We start from the raw sequence: 17,335 nt of genomic DNA, 5'->3' as shown, positions 1-17,335 counted from the left end.
GATGATTCCCGGACACAGCTCCGCCGATCAGTTTTCGTCCCCTCTTTTGAGGCCCACGAGGTACACGCCGAGACACTCATGGCCGGTCACGAAATCCCTGAACCCGCGGACCGCAAGCGGCAGGTCGCCGATCCCACGGCGACGCCCCGAGCGGCGGAAGAGACACGTCAAGCCTGTGACCCCGCGTTCAAGCACGGGGTCGTCGTCGGTTTCGACGGCTCGACATCGAGCGAGCGGGCCCTCGCGTACTCGATCGGCATGGCCCATCGTTCGGGCTCGGGTCTGATCATCGTCCATGTGGCCAACCGGCTGCCCACCACGGTGTGGGCGGGCTGTGAACCGCCCGTGTTCGTGGACGTGCCGGATCACCGGACGGAAGTCCTGGGGCTCGAGCTCGCCTGTGCGGAGTATCTGTCCGAGGTGCCCTGGATCCTCGTCGAGCGTGGTGGCGACATCTGCCACGAGCTGGAGGAGGTCGGGCACGAGTACTCGGCCGACGCCATCGTCGTGGGGTCGACCCACGGGCTCGTCGGGCGGCTCTTCGGCTCGGTCGCGGGTCGGCTGGCGCGGCGGGCGCAGCGGCCTGTCATCGTCATTCCGTAGTCGGTGCGCAAGTCCCGCTCGGGGGAGTGTGGTTGACGGCGCGTCGTTGGATAAATCTACTGCCGCGTAGAGGTGCTTTGTGCCCTTGTGAAGGGTAAATACGGGGTGCCGGGCAGTGGGCCAAGGGGCGGGGCAATGGGCGGCCCCGGCCCTCTCGGAACGGGCCCCGTGCGCATGGTGGCGCGTACGGGGCCCGTTTGGCGGGTTTTTGTTGCGCGGCGGCGGGGTTGCGGTTGCGGGGCTCTGCCCCGGACCCCGCGCCTCAATCGCCGGCGGGGCTTATCCGCCTACTCGACCGTCACGGACTTGGCCAGGTTGCGGGGCTTGTCGATGTCGCGGCCGAGGGTCAAGGCCGTGTGGTAGGCGAGGAGTTGAAGGGGGATGCCCATCAGGATCGGGTCCAGCTCGTCCTCGTTCTTCGGGACGACGATCGTGTGGTCGGCCTTCTCCTGCTCCTGGTGGGCGACCGCCAGGATGCGGCCGGAGCGGGCCTTGATCTCCTCCATCGCGGCGCGGTTCTTTTCGAGGAGGTCGTCGTCCGGGACGATCGCGACCGTGGGGAGGGCCGGCTCGATGAGGGCCAGCGGGCCGTGCTTCAACTCCGAGGCCGGGTAGGCCTCCGCGTGGATGTACGAGACCTCCTTGAGCTTCAGGGACGCCTCGCGGGCCACCGGGTAGCCCCGGACGCGGCCGATGAACATCATCGAGCGGGCGTCCGCGTACTCCTCGGCGATCTTCTTGATCTCCGCCTCCTGGGCGAGGATCTCGGTGATCTGGGCGGGCAGCTTGCGCAGGCCCTCGATGATGCGCTTGCCGTCGGCGACCGAGAGGTCGCGGATGCGGCCCAGGTGGAGGGCCAGGAGGGCGAAGGCGACTGTCGTGTTCGTGAAGCACTTCGTCGAGACGACGCAGACCTCCGGGCCCGCGTGGACGTACACGCCCGCGTCCGACTCGCGGGCGATCGCCGAGCCGACGACGTTGACCACGCCGAAGACCCGCGCGCCCTTGCGCTTCAGCTCCTGGACCGCCGCGAGGACGTCGTACGTCTCGCCCGACTGGGAGACCGCGATGTAGAGGGTGTCGGGGTCCACGACCGCGTTGCGGTAGCGGAACTCGGAGGCCGGCTCGGCGTCCGCGGGGATGCGGGCCAACTCCTCGATCAACTGGGCGCCGATCAGGCCCGCGTGGTACGAGGTGCCGCAGCCGAGGATCTTCACGCGGCGGACCGTGCGGGCCTCGCGGGCGTCCAGGTTGAGGCCGCCCAGGTGCACGGTGGAGAAGCGGTCGTCGATGCGGCCGCGCAGCACGCGGTCCACGGCGTCGGCCTGCTCGGAGATCTCCTTGTGCATGTACGTGTCGTGGTCGCCCATGTCGAACGAGGCGGCCTCGAGGTCCACGGTGGTCGGCTCGTTGGCGGTGCGGGTGCCGGCCGTGGTGTACGTACGGAAGTCGTCGGCCTTGAGCGTGGCCATCTCGCCGTCGTCGAGCGTGACGATCTGGCGGGTGTGGGTGATCAGTGCGGCGATGTCGGAGGCGACGAACATCTCCTTGTCGCCGATGCCGAGGACGACCGGCGAGCCGTTGCGCGCGACCACGATGCGGTCCGGGAAGTCGGCGTGCACGACGGCGATGCCGTACGTGCCCTCGACCAGGTGCAGCGCCTCGCGGACCTTGTCCTCGAGCTCGGTGAGCTGGGAGCGGGCGATGAGGTGGGTGAGGACCTCGGTGTCCGTCTCGGAGAGGAACTCGACGCCCTCGGCGACCAGCTTGGCGCGCAGGTCCGAGGCGTTGTCGATGATGCCGTTGTGGACGATCGCGACCTTGTCGTCGGACGACATGTGCGGGTGCGCGTTGTGGTCGGAGGGGGCTCCGTGCGTGGCCCAGCGGGTGTGGGCGATGCCGGTGGTGCCCTTGAAACGGGCCGGAACCTTCGCCTCCAGGTCACGCACCCGGCCCTTGGCCTTGACCATCTTCAGGCCGGTGGCCTTGGGGCTGGTGATGACGACTCCCGCGGAGTCGTAACCGCGGTACTCCAGGCGCTGCAGTCCTTCGAGAAGGAGCGGCGCTACGTCACGCTTGCCGATGTAACCGACGATTCCGCACATAAGTAGAGAAATTCCCCTCAGCCGTAAACGATGCGGCGCAGCTGGCGGAGGGAGAGCTCCGGCGGCGACACCGCCCGGTAGCGCAGATCCGCCAGGATCCGCTCGAAGATCTCCGCGTTCACCAGGCCCTGACCCTGGAGTTCGCGGTGCCGGCGGCGGACGTAGTCCTCCGTCGGCTCGTCGAAGTATGCGAGCACGTCCTGGACCACCCGCAGCGCCTCGCCCCGGCTCAGGGCGGTGCTGCGCGTCAGGTGATCGACAAGTTCCTCGTGCACGCAGCCGATCCTCGGGGTTGCGGGTCGGTTTCGCAAGAAATCTGCCCGATATCGGGCAAGAATTCGCTCGGGTGGTCGTCGGGTGCGGTTGCGGGGCTCTGCCCCGGGCCCCGCGCCTCAATCGCCGGCGGGGCTCAATCGTGTGGTCGCGTTCATCCGGAGTATTCCTGGTGGATAGGTGGTTCGGACATCTTTCCGGGCATGGACATTCCACGTATGGGCGTACCCGCCGAGCTCGCCGACCGGCCCCTCGCCGAGCAGCACGAGTATCTGCGCAGCCGGTTCTCCCGCCGCACCATGATGCGCGGCGGCGCCGTCACGCTCGGCGCGATTGCGGGCGGTGTGTTCGTGCCGGGTGCCGCGAGCGCCGCTCCGGCGAGGTCGGCGGCGGCCCCGGCCGTCACGGAGGCCGTCGACGGGGCGCTGGTCGCGCCCTTCGGGCGGCACCTCTCGTACGGCGACGACGCGCGCACCGCGATGACCGTGTCCTGGCAGGTGCCGGTCGCGGTCAAGGACCCGTTCATCAGGGTCGGGTCGAGCGCCGGTGAGCTGTCGCGGAGGATCCCGGCGGAGCTGCGGGCGCTGTACACCCCGGCGGGCGTCGGTACGAGCGCCGACCACACCCAGTACTACGTGCACGCGAAGCTGACCCACCTCAAGCCCGGCAGGACGTACTACTACGGGGTCGGGCACCGGGGCTTCGATCCGGCGTCGCCGAGGTTCGCGGGGACCATCGGGACGTTCACGACCGCTCCGGCCCGTTCGCAGCCGTTCACCTTCACCGCCTTCGGCGATCAGGGCGTCAGCTACCACGCGCTCGCCAACGACAGCCTGATCCTCGCGCAGGGCCCGGCCTTCCACCTGCACGCGGGCGACATCGCGTACGCGGACCCCTCCGGGCAGGGGAAGACGACGGACACGTTCGACGCGCGCACCTGGGACCAGTTCCTCGCGCAGACGGAGACCGTCGCCAAGTCCGTGCCGTGGATGGTGTCGTACGGCAATCACGACATGGAGGCCTGGTACTCGCCGAACGGGTACGGGAGCCAGGAGGCCCGGTTCGCGCCGCCGACGAACGGGCCCGACCCGAAGAACCTGCCGGGCGCGTACTCCTTCGTGCACGGCAACACGGCCGTCGTCTCGCTCGACGCGAACGATGTCTCGTACGAGATCCCGGCGAATCTCGGCGTGAGTGGGGGGACCCAAACCACGTGGTTCGAACGGCAGTTGAGGAAGTTCCGGGCCGCCGGGTCCGGGATCGACTTCGTTGTGGTGTTCTTCCACCACTGCGCCTACTGCACCGCCACCGCGCACGCCTCGGAGGGGGGTGTGCGCAAGGAGTGGGTGCCGCTGTTCGAGAAGTACACCGTCGACCTTGTGATCAACGGGCACAACCACGTCTACGAGCGGACGGATGTGCTGAAGGGGGACAAGGTCACCAAGGAGCTGCCGATCGGGGGGACGGCGTATCCGGAGACGGATGGCGTCGTGTACGTCACCGCTGGGGCGGCGGGTAAGGGGCTCTACGAGTTCCCGGTCGAGGATTCGTACGAGGGGCACGAGAAGGTCGTCGATCCGTTCGCGTCGTATGTGACGCAGGACGGGGGTGGGAAGAAGGCGGTAACCGTGGACTGGTCGCGGGTGCGGTACACCAACTATTCGTTCCTGCGGGTGGATGTGGAGCCGGCGTCTGTGGGGCGGATGGCGAGGCTCACCGTGCGGGGGCTTGCGGAGACGGGGGCGGAGGTGGACCGGTTCGTGGTGGCGCGGAAGGTGCGGGCCTAGTAGCTGGTCACGGCCACGGGGCTCCGCCCCGGACCCCGCGCCTCAATCGCCGGCGGGGCTTGGTCTTTTAAGCCCCTGCGGCGATTGAGCAGCGGGGTACGGGGCAGAGCCCCGATCTTTTGGGGCGGTGCCGCTCTCACATGCGTTTCAGGATCGCTGACTTGGCCGTGGCGAATTCGTCGGCCGTCAGGACCCCGGCCTGGTGGAGGTCGCCCAACTCCCGGAGGCGACGGAGGAGGGCGTCGTGATCGTCCTCCGGCGGAGTCTTCTCCGGGACCGGGACCGGCGGCACGGCCCCGGTCGGCCCCGGACGGGGAAGGCGGGCCTGGACCGCCGCTGCCACGAGGGCCATCAGCGGGTCCTTCTTGAAGCCCCAGAGTTCGATGGAGTTGGGGTCGTATTTCGGGGGTGCCTTCGTCGGGGAGGAGCGGACCGTGAAGCGGAGGCAGCCGTTCTCCAGGCCGATCGCCGGCTGCCACTCGACCGCCGTGATGTCGGAGAGGGCCAGGACCCGGGTGCCGGCCGAGGACTTGGCCTCTTCCGTCTTCCAGTTCCACTCCAGGCGCACCCGCTCCCCGTCGAAGCTCGCCGTGCCGTCCCCGGCGGAGACGGACAGCGGTACGGCGGGGCCCGGCAGGAGGTACGTGGGGCAGGGCGAGGCGGGGATCTCGTCCAGGAGCAGCGCGTTGCGGACCTCGTCGACGAAGTACTCCGCGACGCCGTAGCGGTCCGACTCGACGGTGAGCTGGTACGGGTCCGCGCCCTCGGTCAGCTTGCCGCCGGTCGCGTGGAGGAGGGGGTCCGCGCCGTCCCGCAGGCGCAGTCGGCCCGTCTTCTTGCCCTGCTCGAAGGAGGCGCCCGCGAGCGCCGTCAGCGGCACGGTCAGCTCGCCCAGCGCCTTGCGGAGCGGGTGCACGCCCTTGTCGCGCCCCGGCACGAGCCGCAGCGTGTCGCCGAGATACGTCCAGGTGCCGTCGCGCTGGATGATTTCCGCCATGCCGCCATTCTCGTACGAGAAAGGCCTCGTACGGGAAAGGGGCCCGGGAGGACCGTCTCCCGAGCCCCTACCCGGTCATGGGGGCAGGCGATGGGGTCAGGCGATCGGGTTCTCCAGGTCGCCCACCAGTTGCAGGGCGCCCGACGGGTCCGCCAGGTCGACCATCTGCTCGTTGTTGCGCAGCTGGAGGCGGTTGAGGGCGGAGAGGGAGAAGTTGGGGGCGAACATGTCGAACCGCTCGAACTTCTCGGCCAGTTGGGGCATCGCGCCCTGGTAGTCGCCCACGCAGTCCGCGACCGCCGACCAGAACGTCTCCTCGTCCACGACGCCGTCCTCGACGAGGTTCGCCGCGAGGAAGCGGAAGAAGCAGTCGAAGACGTCCGTGAAGATGGAGAGCAGCTTCATGTCGTCGGGGACTTCGGCCTTGATGCGCTCGACCGCGGGCGGCAGGACCGCGTCCGGGTCCATCACCGCGATCTCCTCGGCGATGTCCTTGAAGATCGACCGCTTGACGACGCCCTGCTCGTCCAGGACCAGGATGACGTTCTCGCCGTGCGGCATGAACACCAGGTCGTAGGCGTAGAAGCTGTGCAGGAGGGGCGTCAGGTACGACTTCAGGTAGGGCTTCAGCCACTCGCGCGGGGTCAGGCCCGAGCGCTCGATCAGGGCCCCCGCGAAGGACTTGCCCTCGCGGTCCACGTGCAGGAGGGACGCCATGGTCGCCAGGCGCTCGCCCTCGCCGAGCGAGTCCACCGGGGACTCCCGCCACAGCGCCGCCAGCATCTTGCGGTACGGCGAGTAGCGGTCGGTGGCGGCCTCGTACTCCAGGTGCCGGTAGCCGACGGCCGCGCGCTCGCGGATGATCGTCAGGCCGGTCTCCTTGAGCACCTCGTCGTTCTCGATGAGGTTCGCGAGCCAGTCGTTGATCGCCGGCGTCGCCTCCATGTACGCCGCCGAAAGGCCGCGCATGAAGCCCATGTTGATGACCGAGAGGGCCGTCTTCACGTAGTGCTTGGAGGGCTCGCTCTTGTTGAAGAACGTGCGGATCGACTGCTGCGCCAGGTACTCGTCGTCGCCCTCGCCCAGGCACACCAGGTTCCGCTGCGCGATCTCGGCGGCGAAGGTGACGGAGAGCTTGTTCCACCACTGCCACGGGTGGGCGGGGATGAGGAGGTAGTCGGCCGGGTCGAGGCCCTGGTCGCGCAGGACCGTGTCGAAGCGCTCCAGGGTGGCGTCGCCCAACTCGGCGCGCAGGAACGACTCGTACTCCAGGCCCACGCCCGCTGTGAACGCCGCGCGCTCGCGGCTCGCGGCCAGCCAGATCAGCCGGACGGGGCTTGCGGTCTCGGGGGCGTACGAGAGGTACTCGTGGATGCCGAAGCCGAGGCGGCCGTTGTTCGCGACGAAGCAGGGGTGGCCCTCGGTCATGCCCGTCTCGATCGCCTGGAAGTCGCCGGAGGCGGCGAGTTCGGCGGAGGACAGGTACGGCTTCGTCAGCTTGAAGCAGGTGCCGGAGAGTGTGGAGGAGATCTCCTCCAGGTAGACGGGGAGCGTCGAGTCGCTGAGGCCGAGGCTCTCCTTCAGTTCGATGAAGAACTGCAGGGCGTTCAGCGGGAGTTCGGCGCCGTCGCGGTGGCGGGTGATCGAGTCGGCGGGCACCTGCCAGTGGTCGAGGCGCAGGCGGCGCGCGGTGAACTCGTAGCGGGTCAGGCCGTCGTCGCTGAGGACGGAGAACCGGCCGCCGGATATCGCTTCCGGTATCAGGAGCCGCTCGTGGCTGAACTCGGCCAGGGCCTTGCGGATGAGGAGGCGGTTGGCCTCGGCCCAGCGCTCGGGGGAGAGGTGGGTGGCGGCGTCGGCGATGCTCATGCTCCGGTGGTCCTTCCCGTGGCCGCTTCGAACTGGGCGCGCGTGCAGAAGCTCAGCAGCGCCTTCTTCTCCGGCTTGTCGATCTCACGCGCGGGGACGAAGCCGACGGCCTCGTTCAGGGCGTGAACTGCCTTGTTCCCCACGTCGGGTTCGACGACGACGCGTCGCACCGAGGCGTCGTCGAAGAGGTGTTCCATCACCGTCGTGATCACGGCGCGCGTGAAGCCCGGGACGCGGACGTCGGAGGGCGCGGTGAGGAAGTGCATGCCGATGTCGCCGGGCTCGGGCTCGTACAGGCCGACCAGCTCGACGTACCGCGGGTCGTAGCGCTCCATCAGGAACGCCGGTTCGCCGTCGTGCAGGCCGAGGAACGCGTCGTGGTGCTCGTGCGCCGCTATCGACATGTACTCGCGCTCGACGTCCTGGAGCTTCGCGTCCTGCATCAGCCAGTAGGCGGCCTTGGGGTCGGTGACCCAGCGGTGCAGCAGCTCGGCGTCGCCTTGTGCGTCGACGGGTCGGAGGGACAGTTTGCCCAGCGTGCGGGTGGTCGTGCTCATGCTGCGAACTCCTGGAACGCGATGGTCTTCTCGACGGGGTAGTACTCGGTGCCGAGCAGCTCGCCGATGATGTAACTGTTGCGGTAGGCGCCCATGCCCAGGTCGGGGCTGGTGATCGAGTGGGTGTGCACGCCCGCGTTCTGCAGGAAGATGCCGCGGCCCGTGGTGTCGATCGAGTAGTTGCGGGCGACGTCGTAGCGGCCCTTGCCGTCCCAGCGGATGCGGTCCTTGACCGGCTCCAGGAAGGCGGGCGTCGCGTACTTGTAGCCGGTGGCGAGGATCAGGCCCTCGGTCTCGAGCTCGAACTCCTTGTCCTGCTCCTCCTGGTGCAGGCCGAGGGTGTACGTGCCGGTGGCGGACTCGTAACCGGCCGTGCGCAGCGCCGAGTTGGTGAGCAGACGCGTCGGCACCGGACCGTTCAGGCCCTTCTGGTAGAGCAGATCGAAGATGGCGTCGATCAGCTCGCCGTCGATGCCCTTGAACAGGCCCTTCTGCCGCTCCTCCAGGGAGTAGCGGGTCTGCTCCGGCAGCTTGTGGAAGTAGTCGATGTAGTCCGGGGACGTCATCTCCAGCGTGAGCTTGGTGTACTCCAGCGGGAAGAAGCGCGGCGAACGCGTCACCCAGTTCAGCCGGTAGCCGTGCACGTCGATCTCGCCGAGGAGGTCGTAGTAGATCTCGGCGGCGGACTGCCCGGAGCCGACCAGCGTGATCGACTTCTTCTTCTGGAGCTGCTCCTTGTGCTGCACGTAGCGGGAGTTGTGGACGACCCCGTCGCCCTCGAGGCCCTGGCACGCCTCGGGGACGTACGGCGGGGTGCCGGTGCCGAGGACGAGGCGGCGGGCCCGGTGGGTCTCGCCCTTGTCGGTGTGCACGAGGTACAGCTCGGCCGCCTCGTCGTAGTGCACCTCGGTGACGGTCGTCGAGAAGCGGATGGACGACAGCTTGGCGGCCGTCCACTTGCAGTAGTCGTTGTACTCGACGCGCAGCGGATAGAAGTTCTCGCGGATGTAGAACGAGTACAACCGCCCCGATTCCTTCAGGTAGTTGAGGAAGGAGTACGGAGAGGTGGGGTCCGCGAGCGTCACCAGGTCCGACATGAACGGGGTCTGGAGGTGGGCGCCCTCGAGGAACATCCCCGAGTGCCACTCGAAGTCCGGCTTGGACTCGATGAACAGCCCGTTCAGCTCGTCGATCGGCTCGGTGAGCGCGGCGAGACCGAGGTTGAAGGGGCCGAGTCCGATCCCGATGAAGTCGTGGACGCTCTTCTTCGTCGTCTCAGGATGCGCGGTCAAGGGTGTCTCCCAGGTACTGCTCGGCGTGGCCGGCGATGAGGTCGAGGACGGCCGAGATGTCTTCGAGGGTCGTCTCGGGGTTGAGCAGAGTGAACTTCAGGTACTGGCGCTCGCCCACCTTGGTGCCCGCGACGACGGCGTCACCGGAGGCGAACAGGGCTTTGCGGGCATGGAGGTTGGCGCGGTCGATGTCCGTGGGGTCCGTGGCGTCGGCCGGGATGTAGCGGTAGACGAGCGTGGACAGGCTCGGCTCCACGACCACGTCGAAGCGTGGGTCGGATGCGAGCAACTGCCAGCCCTCGTACGCCAGATCGCACACCTCGTCGAAGAGGCCGCCGATGCCCTGCGCGCCCATCACGCGCAGCGTCAGCCACAGCTTGAGCGCGTCGAAGCGGCGCGTGGTCTGCAGGGACTTGTCGACCTGGTTGGGGATCCGCTCGGCGACGGTACGGCGCGGGTTGAGGTACTCCGCGTGGTACGTGGCATGCCGCAGCGTGGCCCCGTCACGGACCAGGATCGCGCTCGAACTCACCGGCTGGAAGAAGGACTTGTGGTAGTCGACGGTGACCGAGTCGGCGCGCTCGATGCCGTCGATCCGGTCCCGGTTCTTGTTCGACACGAGCAGCCCGCAGCCGTACGCGGCGTCGACGTGCATCCACGTGTCGTACTGGGCGCACAGCTCGGCGATCTGGGGCAGCGGGTCGATGGAGCCGAAGTCGGTCGTGCCCGCGGTCGCGACGACGGCCATGGGGACGAGGCCGTTCTCGCGGCAGCGCTCCAGCTCGGCGGCGAGGGCCACGGTCTGCATGCGCTTCTCCCGGTCGACCGGGATGGAGACGACCGCTTCCGGGCCGAGGCCGAGCAGCGTCGCGGACTTCTTGACGCTGAAGTGGCTGACCTCGGAGGCGAAGATGCGGAGCGTGGACAGGTCCTGCGACTTGGCCTCCTCCCGTGCGAGCAGCAGCGCCTGAAGGTTGGACTGCGAGCCGCCGGAGGTGAACACGCCGTCGGCGGCGGGGCCGAGGCCGATCCGTCCGGTGGTCCAGTCGATGAGCTTGCGCTCGATGAGCGTGCCGCCCGCGGACTGGTCCCAGGTGTCGAGCGAGGAGTTGACCGCGGCGAGGATCGCCTCGCCGAGCACGGCCGGGATGACGACCGGGCAGTTGAGGTGGGCGAGATAGCGGGGGTGGTGGAAGTAGACGGCGTCGCGGAGGTAGACGTCCTCCAGCTCGTCCAGGGCGGCGATGGTGTCCTGGAGCGGCTCGTCCAGATCTACGGCGTCGACGGTGGGGGCGAGAGCGTCCGGGGTGACGCCGGTGAACGGCCTTGTGGTGGTGGCGAGTTTGGCCGCCACCCGCTCGACTCCCTCGGTCACGGAGTTGCGGTAGAGCTCCGCGGTGGTGTCGTTGAGCAGGTGCGAGCGCATGAACGGTTCCTCCGGGTTTGTGGGGGGGTGGTTCCCGGGTGGGGCAGGAAAAGGGCGGGGTCGCGAGCCCTTGGATTAGGTTAGCCTAACCTAACTTTGGCTCGCGACCCCGCCCCCTGTTCCGTGGCTGGTATGGCTGGAATGTCCAGTCGCCTACGGGCGTTACGCCGCCCGCAGCGCGTCCTCGCTCATGCCGCGCCGCCAGTACCCGACAAAGGTGACCGCCCGCTTGTCGTACCCCCGCTCGCGCACCAGGTGCCGCCGCAGCTCCTTCATCGCCCCGGACTCACCGGACAGCCAGGCGTACGGACTTGTGGCCTCGGGAAGCCGCGCGGAGCGCACGGCGTCGACGGCCGAGGGTGCGCCCTCGTCACGGACCAGCCAGGTCACGTCCACATCCGCGAGCGTGATGATCGGCTGGATGTCCGCGCGGTGCGGAACCTCCAAGTACACGTGCGCCGAGACGTGTTCGGGCAGCCAGGCAAGGATGCCGAGCGCGGCGGGCAGCGCCGTCTCGTCGCCCCACATGAGGATGTGGTCGAAGTCGTCGTGGGGCTGACAGCGCACCGCGGCGTTGTCGGCGATCGCCGGGCCGAGCACGACGGCCCGGTCCCCGGGGGTCGCGGCGCGGGCCCAGCGGCAGGCGGGGCCCGAGGTCGACGGGTCGTCGTCGTGCAGCACGAAGTCGATGTCGACCTCCTCCGCGGGGAAGCGGCGCTGGCCGCTCAGCGTGTACGAGCGCATGATCGCGCGCTCGCCGTCCGGGATCGCCCGGTACGCCGCGTGCCAGGCGCGGCCGTCCTCGCCGGGCGTGACGGGCGGCATGACCGGGGCGTCCTGGCCCGGGTGCGGCAGGAAGAGGGAGAGGGACTGGTCCCGGCCGCCGCCGTGGAAGTCGGCGAGGTCCTGCCCGGTGAAGGTGACCCTGAGGAGCGACGGACCGAGCCGCCGCGTGCGGACCACTTGCAGATCGAAGAATCGGAAAGGTGCGACAGCGGGGGCTTCGGTCGTCGTCGTCATGGGATCAGGACACCTTCTTCGCCGTCTCGATGGCCTTCGCGAGGTTCTCCAGCATGGGAGCGCACTTGTCGTAGGAGAGGATCGGCTCGGGGGAGCGGGCGATGACCTGGCCGGCCTTGACCGCCGGCAGCTTCTTCCAGGTCGGCTCGTCGACGTCGGCGGGCTGAATGGCCTGGGCGCGGTCGTCCATCATGATGATGTCGGCCTTGTACTTGTTGACGTTCTCCCAGCTCAGGTTCTCGAACCAGCCGCCGGACGCCTTCTTCGCACCCTCCGAGGGCTCCACGAAGTTCACGCCGAGCGCCTTGAAGTACTCCAGGTCGACGGAGAGGTTCGTGCCCGAGACGTAGAAGATGTCGGGGCTCGCGCTACCCGCGAGGACCTTGATGTCGGGGTGCGCCTTGGCCGCCTTGCGGAGCCGGGCGGCGGCGTCCTCGAAGCGCTTCTTGGCCTTGACGACCTTGTCGGCCTTCAGGTCGGCGCCGAGCGACTCGGCCAGCTTGTAGACGTGCTCGAGCGGTGTCGTGAGCTGGCGGTCGTAGACGGAGATGCCGGCGCTCGGGGCGAGCTTGGCGATCTTCTTGGCGGACTCCTCGGGGACGTACCAGAGGGTGCCCGCGCCGTCGAAGATCGTGGTGAGCAGCACCTCGGGGGCGAGCCCCGCGTACTTCTCGATGTTGAACTGGCCCCACTCGTTGCCGATGACCGTGACCTTGTCGACGGGCATGTCGCCGGCCTGGACGTCGGGCTTGCCGCCCTTCGTGGTGGTCGGGCCGAAGACGCCCTTGACCTGGATGCCGTAGTCGTAGAGCGCGGCGGCCATGCCGGTGAAGGCGACGATGTTCGTCGGAACCTTGTCCAGCTTCACGGTCTTGCCGCGGTCGTCCTTGTACGACCAGGGGCCGGACTTCTTGGCGGCACCCGCCGAGCTCGAACCCCCGTCCTTGGAGCCACCGTCGCCGCAGGCGGCAAGCGCGGCTCCGAGGCCGATGGCGCCGGTCGCGGCGAGGATGCCGCGGCGGGTGGGGCGGGACAGGGCGTTGGGCATGGTGGGCAACTTTCGGACGTGCCGAGGCGGCGACCGGGCGGGTGTGGAACTCAGGGTAGGTTAACCTAACTTCCCCGGTTGTCCAGGGGCCGGGCCCCTGCGCCTGCGGCCCGGCCCTTCAAGCCCCCGCGCACGGGTGAGCCATTTAAGCCCCTGCGGCGATTGAGCAGCGGGGTATGGGGCAGAGCCCCAATCTTTTGAGCACGGGGGCCGTCCTCCGGACTCGGGGATCCGCCCCGGACCCCGCTGCTCAATCGCCGCAGGGGCTTGAATGGCCGCACCGGCGCTAGCTGGTCAGGCCGAGTTCCCGCGCGATGAGCATCCGCTGTACCTCACTCGTGCCCTCCCCGATCTCCAAGATCTTGGAGTCCCGCCACATCCGGGCGACCGGGTACTCGTTCATGAAGCCGTACCCACCGTGAATCTGCGTCGCCTCCCGCGCGTTGTCCACCGCCACCGTCGACGAGTACAGCTTCGCGAGCGCCGCCTCCTTCTTGAACGGCTCCCCGCAGACCAGCCGGGACGCCGCGTCCCGCCAGGCCAGACGGGACGTGTGCGCCTTCATCTCCATGTCGGCGATCTTGAACTGGATCGCCTGGTAGCCGCCGATCGTGCGCCCGAAGGCCCGGCGCTCCTTGGCGTACTTCACCGACTCGTCGACGCAGCCCTGCGCGAGCCCCGTGGCCAGCGCCGAGATCGCGACCCGCCCCTCGTCGAGGATCCGCAGGAACTGGGCGAAGCCCCGGCCCTCCGCGCCGAGCAGGTTCGCGGCCGGTACCCGTACGTCGTCGAAGTGCAGCTCACGGGTGTCCGACGCGTTCCACCCCACCTTCGAGTAGGGCGCCGCCACCGTGAAGCCGGGCGTCCCGGACGGCACGATGATCGATGAGATCGCCGGGCGTCCGTCCGCCGTACGGTCGGTCACCGCCGTCACCGTCACCAGGCCCGTGATGTCCGTGCCCGAGTTGGTGATGAAGCACTTCGTGCCGTTGATGATCCAGTCACCGGTCTCCTCGTCCCGCACGGCCGTGGTGCGGGTGCCGCCCGCGTCCGAGCCCGCCTCGGGTTCCGTGAGCCCGAACGCGCCGAGGACCTCGCCCGCGCACAGCTTCGGCAGCCACTCCCGCTTCTGCTCCTCCGTACCGAAGAGGTGGATCGGCATCGCGCCGAGCGAGACCCCGGCCTCCAGGGTGATCGCCACCGAGGAGTCGACGCGCGCCAGCTCCTCCAGGGCGATGCCGAGCGCCAGGTAGTCGCCGCCCATGCCGCCGTACTCCTCGGGGAACGGCAGCCCGAACAGGCCCATGCGGCCCATCTCTCGGACGATCTCGTACGGGAACTCGTGCCGCTCGTAGAGATCGCCGATCTTCGGGGCGACGACCTCGTGCGCGAACTCCTCGACGGTGCGGCGGAGTTCCTCGTGCTCGGGGGAGAGGTGGTGATCCATGGCTGCCTCACTGCTCCTGGTCGGCATCGGCGTCGGCCTCGGGTGCGAGAGCGCGAACGGTGCGGGACGGGCTGGGTCGGCCCAGGTGTCCGGCCATCCACCTGCTGGTGTCGGTGAGACGGCCGAGGTCGACCCCGGTCTCGATGCCGAGTCCGCGCAGCATCCAGACGAGGTCTTCCGTGGCGAGGTTGCCGGTGGCGCTCTTCGCGTACGGGCAGCCGCCGAGACCGCCCGCTGAGGCGTCCACCGTCGTCACGCCGTGCTGCAGCGCCGCCAGGGTGTTGGCGAGCGCCTGGCCGTACGTGTCGTGGAAGTGCACGCCGATCGCGTTCGTCGGCACGCCCTCCTCGTTCAGCTCCGACAGGAGCGCCTGTACGTGTCCGGGGGTGGCCACGCCGATGGTGTCGCCGAGGCTCAGCTCGTCGCAGCCCATGTCCATCAGGGACTTGGCGACGGAAACGACTTGGTGGACGGGGACCGGGCCCTCCCACGGGTCGCCGAAGCACATGGAGAGGTAGCCGCGGACGTGCGCCCGGTGCCCCTTGGCCTGCGTCACCACTGGCTCGAACATCGCCAGGGACTCCGCCACGGTCCGGTTCAGGTTCGCCTTGGCGAAGGACTCGGTGGCGCTGGCGAACACGGCGACACGGTGCGCGCCGAGGGCCAGGGCCCGGTCGAGGCCGCGCGCGTTCGGTACGAGGACGGGGAGGTGGACGCCGTCGGCCCCGAGCTCCTGAAGCTGTGGGAACAGGGCTTCCGCGTCCGCGAGTTGGGGCACCCACTTGGGGTGCACGAAGCTCGTGGCCTCGATGGTGGTGAGGCCGGCCTGTGCCAGGCGGTGGATGAACTCCGCCTTCACCTCCGTGGGCACGGCCTTCTTCTCGTTCTGCAGCCCGTCGCGCGCCCCCACCTCGTGGATCCGGACGCGGGCCGGGAGGCCCTGGACGGGGACGACCATGGGGAGCGGGGGCGTGGGGGTCGGGGTCATCGCGCGGCCTCCGTGTCCGCCGGGTCGACGACCGCCAGTACCTGGTCCATCGCCACCGTCGTCCCGGGCGATACGTCCAGCTCGCTCACCGTGCCCGCGTGCGGGGACGTGATCACGTGTTCCATCTTCATCGCCTCCACCACCAACAGGCTCTGCCCTGCCGTCACTTGGTCGCCCACCGCCACCTTCACCACGGTCACCGTGCCGGGCATCGGCGCCGTCAGGGAGCCCGCACCGCCGGCCCCCGCCCCGGTCAGGTTCGCCGCCACCGGGTCGTGGTCCTGCACGTGCCAGGCGTCGCCGTCGCGCGCCAGCCAGCCGCCCGCGGTCGCGGTGAGGCGGGCGGGCGTGGTCGGCGCGCCGTCGACCAGAACCTCCGCTCCGCGCACCCGGACCTCGACCGGGTCGTGGCCCGGGACCCGCAAGGGGTGCACGGTCCACGCCGGTTCGCCGCCGAGCCGCCAGCCGGTGGGCCGGTCGAACGGGTCCGTCCAGCCCTCCTTGACGGCCGGGGCCAGCCGCTCCTGGCGCAGAGCGCCCGCCGCCGCGTAGATCCCCGCCGGGACCTCCGCGTCGACCAGCTCGTCCGTCGCACGCTCCACCAACCCCGTGTCCAAATGGCCCGCCACGACGTCCGGATGGGCGAGCAGGCGCCGCAGGTAACCGGCGTTCGTCGGCACGCCGAGCGTCACCGTGCGGGCGAGCGCGGCCCGCAGCCTGCGCAGCGCCGTGTCCCGGTCGGGGCCGTACGCGATGATCTTCGCGAGCATCGGGTCGTAGAGGCTGGAGACCTCGGTGCCTTCGGTGAGGCCGGAGTCGACCCGGACGCCTTCGCCCTCGGGTTCGCGCAGCGCCAGCACCGTGCCGCCGGAGGGGAGGAAGCCCCGCGCGGGGTCCTCCGCGCACAGGCGGGCCTCCACCGCATGCCCGGTGAGCGTGATGTCGTCCTGCGTGAAAGGGAGTTGCTCGCCCGCCGCCGACCGTACCTGCCACTCCACCAGGTCGACGCCTGTGACGAGCTCGGTCACCGGGTGCTCGACCTGGAGGCGCGTGTTCATCTCCATGAAGCAGTACGAAGCTGGGTCGTCGCCCGGCACGATGAACTCCACCGTGCCCGCGCCCCGGTAGCCGCAGGAGCGCGCTGCCTCCACCGCCGCGGCGCCCATCGCCGCGCGCGTGGCCTCGTCGAGGAGCACGGAGGGCGCCTCCTCGACGATCTTCTGGTGGCGGCGCTGGAGGGAGCACTCGCGCTCTCCGAGGTGCACCACGTTCCCGTGGCCGTCCGCCAGGACCTGGATCTCGATGTGGCGTGGCCGGTCGATCCAGCGCTCCACGAGAAGCGTGTCGTCCCCGAAGGAGGTGCGGGCCTCGCGCCGGGCGGCCGCGATCTCCTCCTCCAGGGTCGTCAGATCGCGGACGAGCCGCATGCCCTTGCCGCCGCCGCCCGCGCTCGGCTTGAGGAGGACGGGCGCGCCCAATTTGCGGGCCGCTTCGGCCAGTTCCGGGTCGCGGCCGCCGGGCACCACCGGAACTCCGGCCGCGCTCACCGTCTCCTTGGCGCGGATCTTGTCGCCCATCAGCGCGATCGCCTCGGCGGACGGGCCGATGAAGACGAGCCCCGCCTCCTCGCAGGCCCGCGCGAACGCCGCGTTCTCCGCAAGGAATCCGTAGCCCGGGTGCACTGCCTGCGCCCCGGTCGCCGCCGCGGCCTCGATCAGCCGTTCCGCCACCAAGTAGCTCTCGGTGGCCGCCGGAGGGCCGATCCGCACCGCCTCGTCCGCCTCGCGCACATGCCGCGCGTCCGCGTCGGCGTCGCTGTACACCGCCACCGAGCGGATGCCGAGCGCCCGCAGCGTACGGATGACGCGCACCGCGATCTCGCCCCGGTTGGCCACAAGTACCGTCTCGAACACGTCTGGTCCG

General features: G+C 69.5%; 14 protein-coding genes. 2 read left to right on the top strand and 12 right to left on the bottom strand.

The annotated features are described in order from the left end of the window. Window positions 1-78 precede the first annotated feature (78 nt). Window positions 79-603, top strand: a complete 525-nt coding sequence (locus ACWD2L_RS25535; protein ID WP_351340989.1) for a universal stress protein — start codon at window positions 79-81, stop codon at window positions 601-603. Between the two features lie 287 nt (window positions 604-890). Here ACWD2L_RS25535 and glmS read toward each other — a convergent pair whose 3' ends face one another. Together glmS and ACWD2L_RS25525 are read right to left on the bottom strand one after the other, a co-directional pair. Next, window positions 891-2,708: a glutamine--fructose-6-phosphate transaminase (isomerizing) gene (glmS, locus tag ACWD2L_RS25530; RefSeq protein WP_351340991.1), complete on the bottom strand. Its 1,818-nt coding sequence runs from the start codon at window positions 2,706-2,708 to the stop codon at window positions 891-893. Window positions 2,709-2,725: 17 nt separating this feature from the next. After that, the gene (locus tag ACWD2L_RS25525; protein ID WP_351340994.1) at window positions 2,726-2,983 is read right to left on the bottom strand and encodes a hypothetical protein; all 258 of its coding nucleotides are present in this window, start codon (window positions 2,981-2,983) and stop codon (window positions 2,726-2,728) included. Between the two features lie 201 nt (window positions 2,984-3,184). On the opposite strand from ACWD2L_RS25525, the gene ACWD2L_RS25520 reads away from it, so the two are divergent. Further along, the gene (locus ACWD2L_RS25520) at window positions 3,185-4,768 is read left to right on the top strand and encodes a purple acid phosphatase family protein (RefSeq protein WP_351340997.1); all 1,584 of its coding nucleotides are present in this window, start codon (window positions 3,185-3,187) and stop codon (window positions 4,766-4,768) included. 136 nt (window positions 4,769-4,904) lie between these two features. Here ACWD2L_RS25520 and ACWD2L_RS25515 read toward each other — a convergent pair whose 3' ends face one another. The 10 genes from ACWD2L_RS25515 to ACWD2L_RS25470 form a co-directional block, all read right to left on the bottom strand. Further along, entirely contained in the window at window positions 4,905-5,765 is an 861-nt protein-coding gene (locus tag ACWD2L_RS25515; protein WP_351345462.1) for a DUF4429 domain-containing protein, read from the bottom strand. Between the two features lie 96 nt (window positions 5,766-5,861). Next, on the bottom strand, window positions 5,862-7,634 hold the full coding sequence (locus tag ACWD2L_RS25510; protein ID WP_351345465.1) for an IucA/IucC family protein: 1,773 nt from the start codon (window positions 7,632-7,634) through the stop codon (window positions 5,862-5,864). Beyond that, window positions 7,631-8,191, bottom strand: a complete 561-nt coding sequence (locus ACWD2L_RS25505) for a GNAT family N-acetyltransferase (RefSeq protein WP_351345468.1) — start codon at window positions 8,189-8,191, stop codon at window positions 7,631-7,633. The genes ACWD2L_RS25510 and ACWD2L_RS25505 overlap by 4 nt, the downstream gene beginning before the upstream one ends. Then, window positions 8,188-9,483 carry a lysine N(6)-hydroxylase/L-ornithine N(5)-oxygenase family protein gene (locus ACWD2L_RS25500; protein ID WP_351345471.1) on the bottom strand — a complete coding sequence of 432 codons (1,296 nt, stop codon included), beginning with the start codon at window positions 9,481-9,483 and terminating at the stop codon, window positions 8,188-8,190. Before ACWD2L_RS25500 ends, ACWD2L_RS25505 begins: the two co-directional genes overlap by 4 nt. After that, a complete protein-coding gene (gene desA / locus ACWD2L_RS25495; RefSeq protein ID WP_351345474.1) occupies window positions 9,467-10,909 on the bottom strand; it encodes a lysine decarboxylase DesA in 1,443 nt (480 codons plus the stop codon). Before desA ends, ACWD2L_RS25500 begins: the two co-directional genes overlap by 17 nt. Before the next feature lie 162 nt (window positions 10,910-11,071). Further along, window positions 11,072-11,929 carry a siderophore-interacting protein gene (locus ACWD2L_RS25490; protein WP_351345477.1) on the bottom strand — a complete coding sequence of 286 codons (858 nt, stop codon included), beginning with the start codon at window positions 11,927-11,929 and terminating at the stop codon, window positions 11,072-11,074. Window positions 11,930-11,933: 4 nt separating this feature from the next. Then, entirely contained in the window at window positions 11,934-12,977 is a 1,044-nt protein-coding gene (locus tag ACWD2L_RS25485; RefSeq protein WP_351345480.1) for an ABC transporter substrate-binding protein, read from the bottom strand. 286 nt (window positions 12,978-13,263) lie between these two features. Then, window positions 13,264-14,424, bottom strand: coding sequence for an acyl-CoA dehydrogenase family protein (locus ACWD2L_RS25480; protein ID WP_351339360.1), 1,161 nt, complete (start codon window positions 14,422-14,424; stop codon window positions 13,264-13,266). A 7-nt stretch (window positions 14,425-14,431) separates the two neighbouring features. Continuing rightward, window positions 14,432-15,412, bottom strand: a complete 981-nt coding sequence (locus ACWD2L_RS25475; protein ID WP_351339363.1) for a hydroxymethylglutaryl-CoA lyase — start codon at window positions 15,410-15,412, stop codon at window positions 14,432-14,434. Next, window positions 15,409-17,325: an acetyl/propionyl/methylcrotonyl-CoA carboxylase subunit alpha gene (locus ACWD2L_RS25470; RefSeq protein WP_351339366.1), complete on the bottom strand. Its 1,917-nt coding sequence runs from the start codon at window positions 17,323-17,325 to the stop codon at window positions 15,409-15,411. The genes ACWD2L_RS25475 and ACWD2L_RS25470 overlap by 4 nt, the downstream gene beginning before the upstream one ends. Window positions 17,326-17,335: the final 10 nt, after the last annotated feature.

This window comes from Streptomyces sp. NPDC002754, assembly GCF_053592315.1.
This window is presented reverse-complemented; position numbering and strand designations above follow the sequence as displayed.

Coding starts and splice junctions, on each gene's coding strand:
- ACWD2L_RS25535 (WP_351340989.1), top strand. CDS start 79: ATGGCCGGTCACGAAATCCCTGAACCCGCGGACCGCAAGCGGCAGGTC.
- glmS (WP_351340991.1), bottom strand. CDS start 2,708: ATGTGCGGAATCGTCGGTTACATCGGCAAGCGTGACGTAGCGCCGCTC.
- ACWD2L_RS25520 (WP_351340997.1), top strand. CDS start 3,185: ATGGACATTCCACGTATGGGCGTACCCGCCGAGCTCGCCGACCGGCCC.
- ACWD2L_RS25515 (WP_351345462.1), bottom strand. CDS start 5,765: ATGGCGGAAATCATCCAGCGCGACGGCACCTGGACGTATCTCGGCGAC.
- ACWD2L_RS25510 (WP_351345465.1), bottom strand. CDS start 7,634: ATGAGCATCGCCGACGCCGCCACCCACCTCTCCCCCGAGCGCTGGGCC.
- ACWD2L_RS25505 (WP_351345468.1), bottom strand. CDS start 8,191: ATGAGCACGACCACCCGCACGCTGGGCAAACTGTCCCTCCGACCCGTC.
- desA (WP_351345474.1), bottom strand. CDS start 10,909: ATGCGCTCGCACCTGCTCAACGACACCACCGCGGAGCTCTACCGCAAC.
- ACWD2L_RS25490 (WP_351345477.1), bottom strand. CDS start 11,929: ATGACGACGACGACCGAAGCCCCCGCTGTCGCACCTTTCCGATTCTTC.
- ACWD2L_RS25485 (WP_351345480.1), bottom strand. CDS start 12,977: ATGCCCAACGCCCTGTCCCGCCCCACCCGCCGCGGCATCCTCGCCGCG.
- ACWD2L_RS25480 (WP_351339360.1), bottom strand. CDS start 14,424: ATGGATCACCACCTCTCCCCCGAGCACGAGGAACTCCGCCGCACCGTC.
- ACWD2L_RS25475 (WP_351339363.1), bottom strand. CDS start 15,412: ATGACCCCGACCCCCACGCCCCCGCTCCCCATGGTCGTCCCCGTCCAG.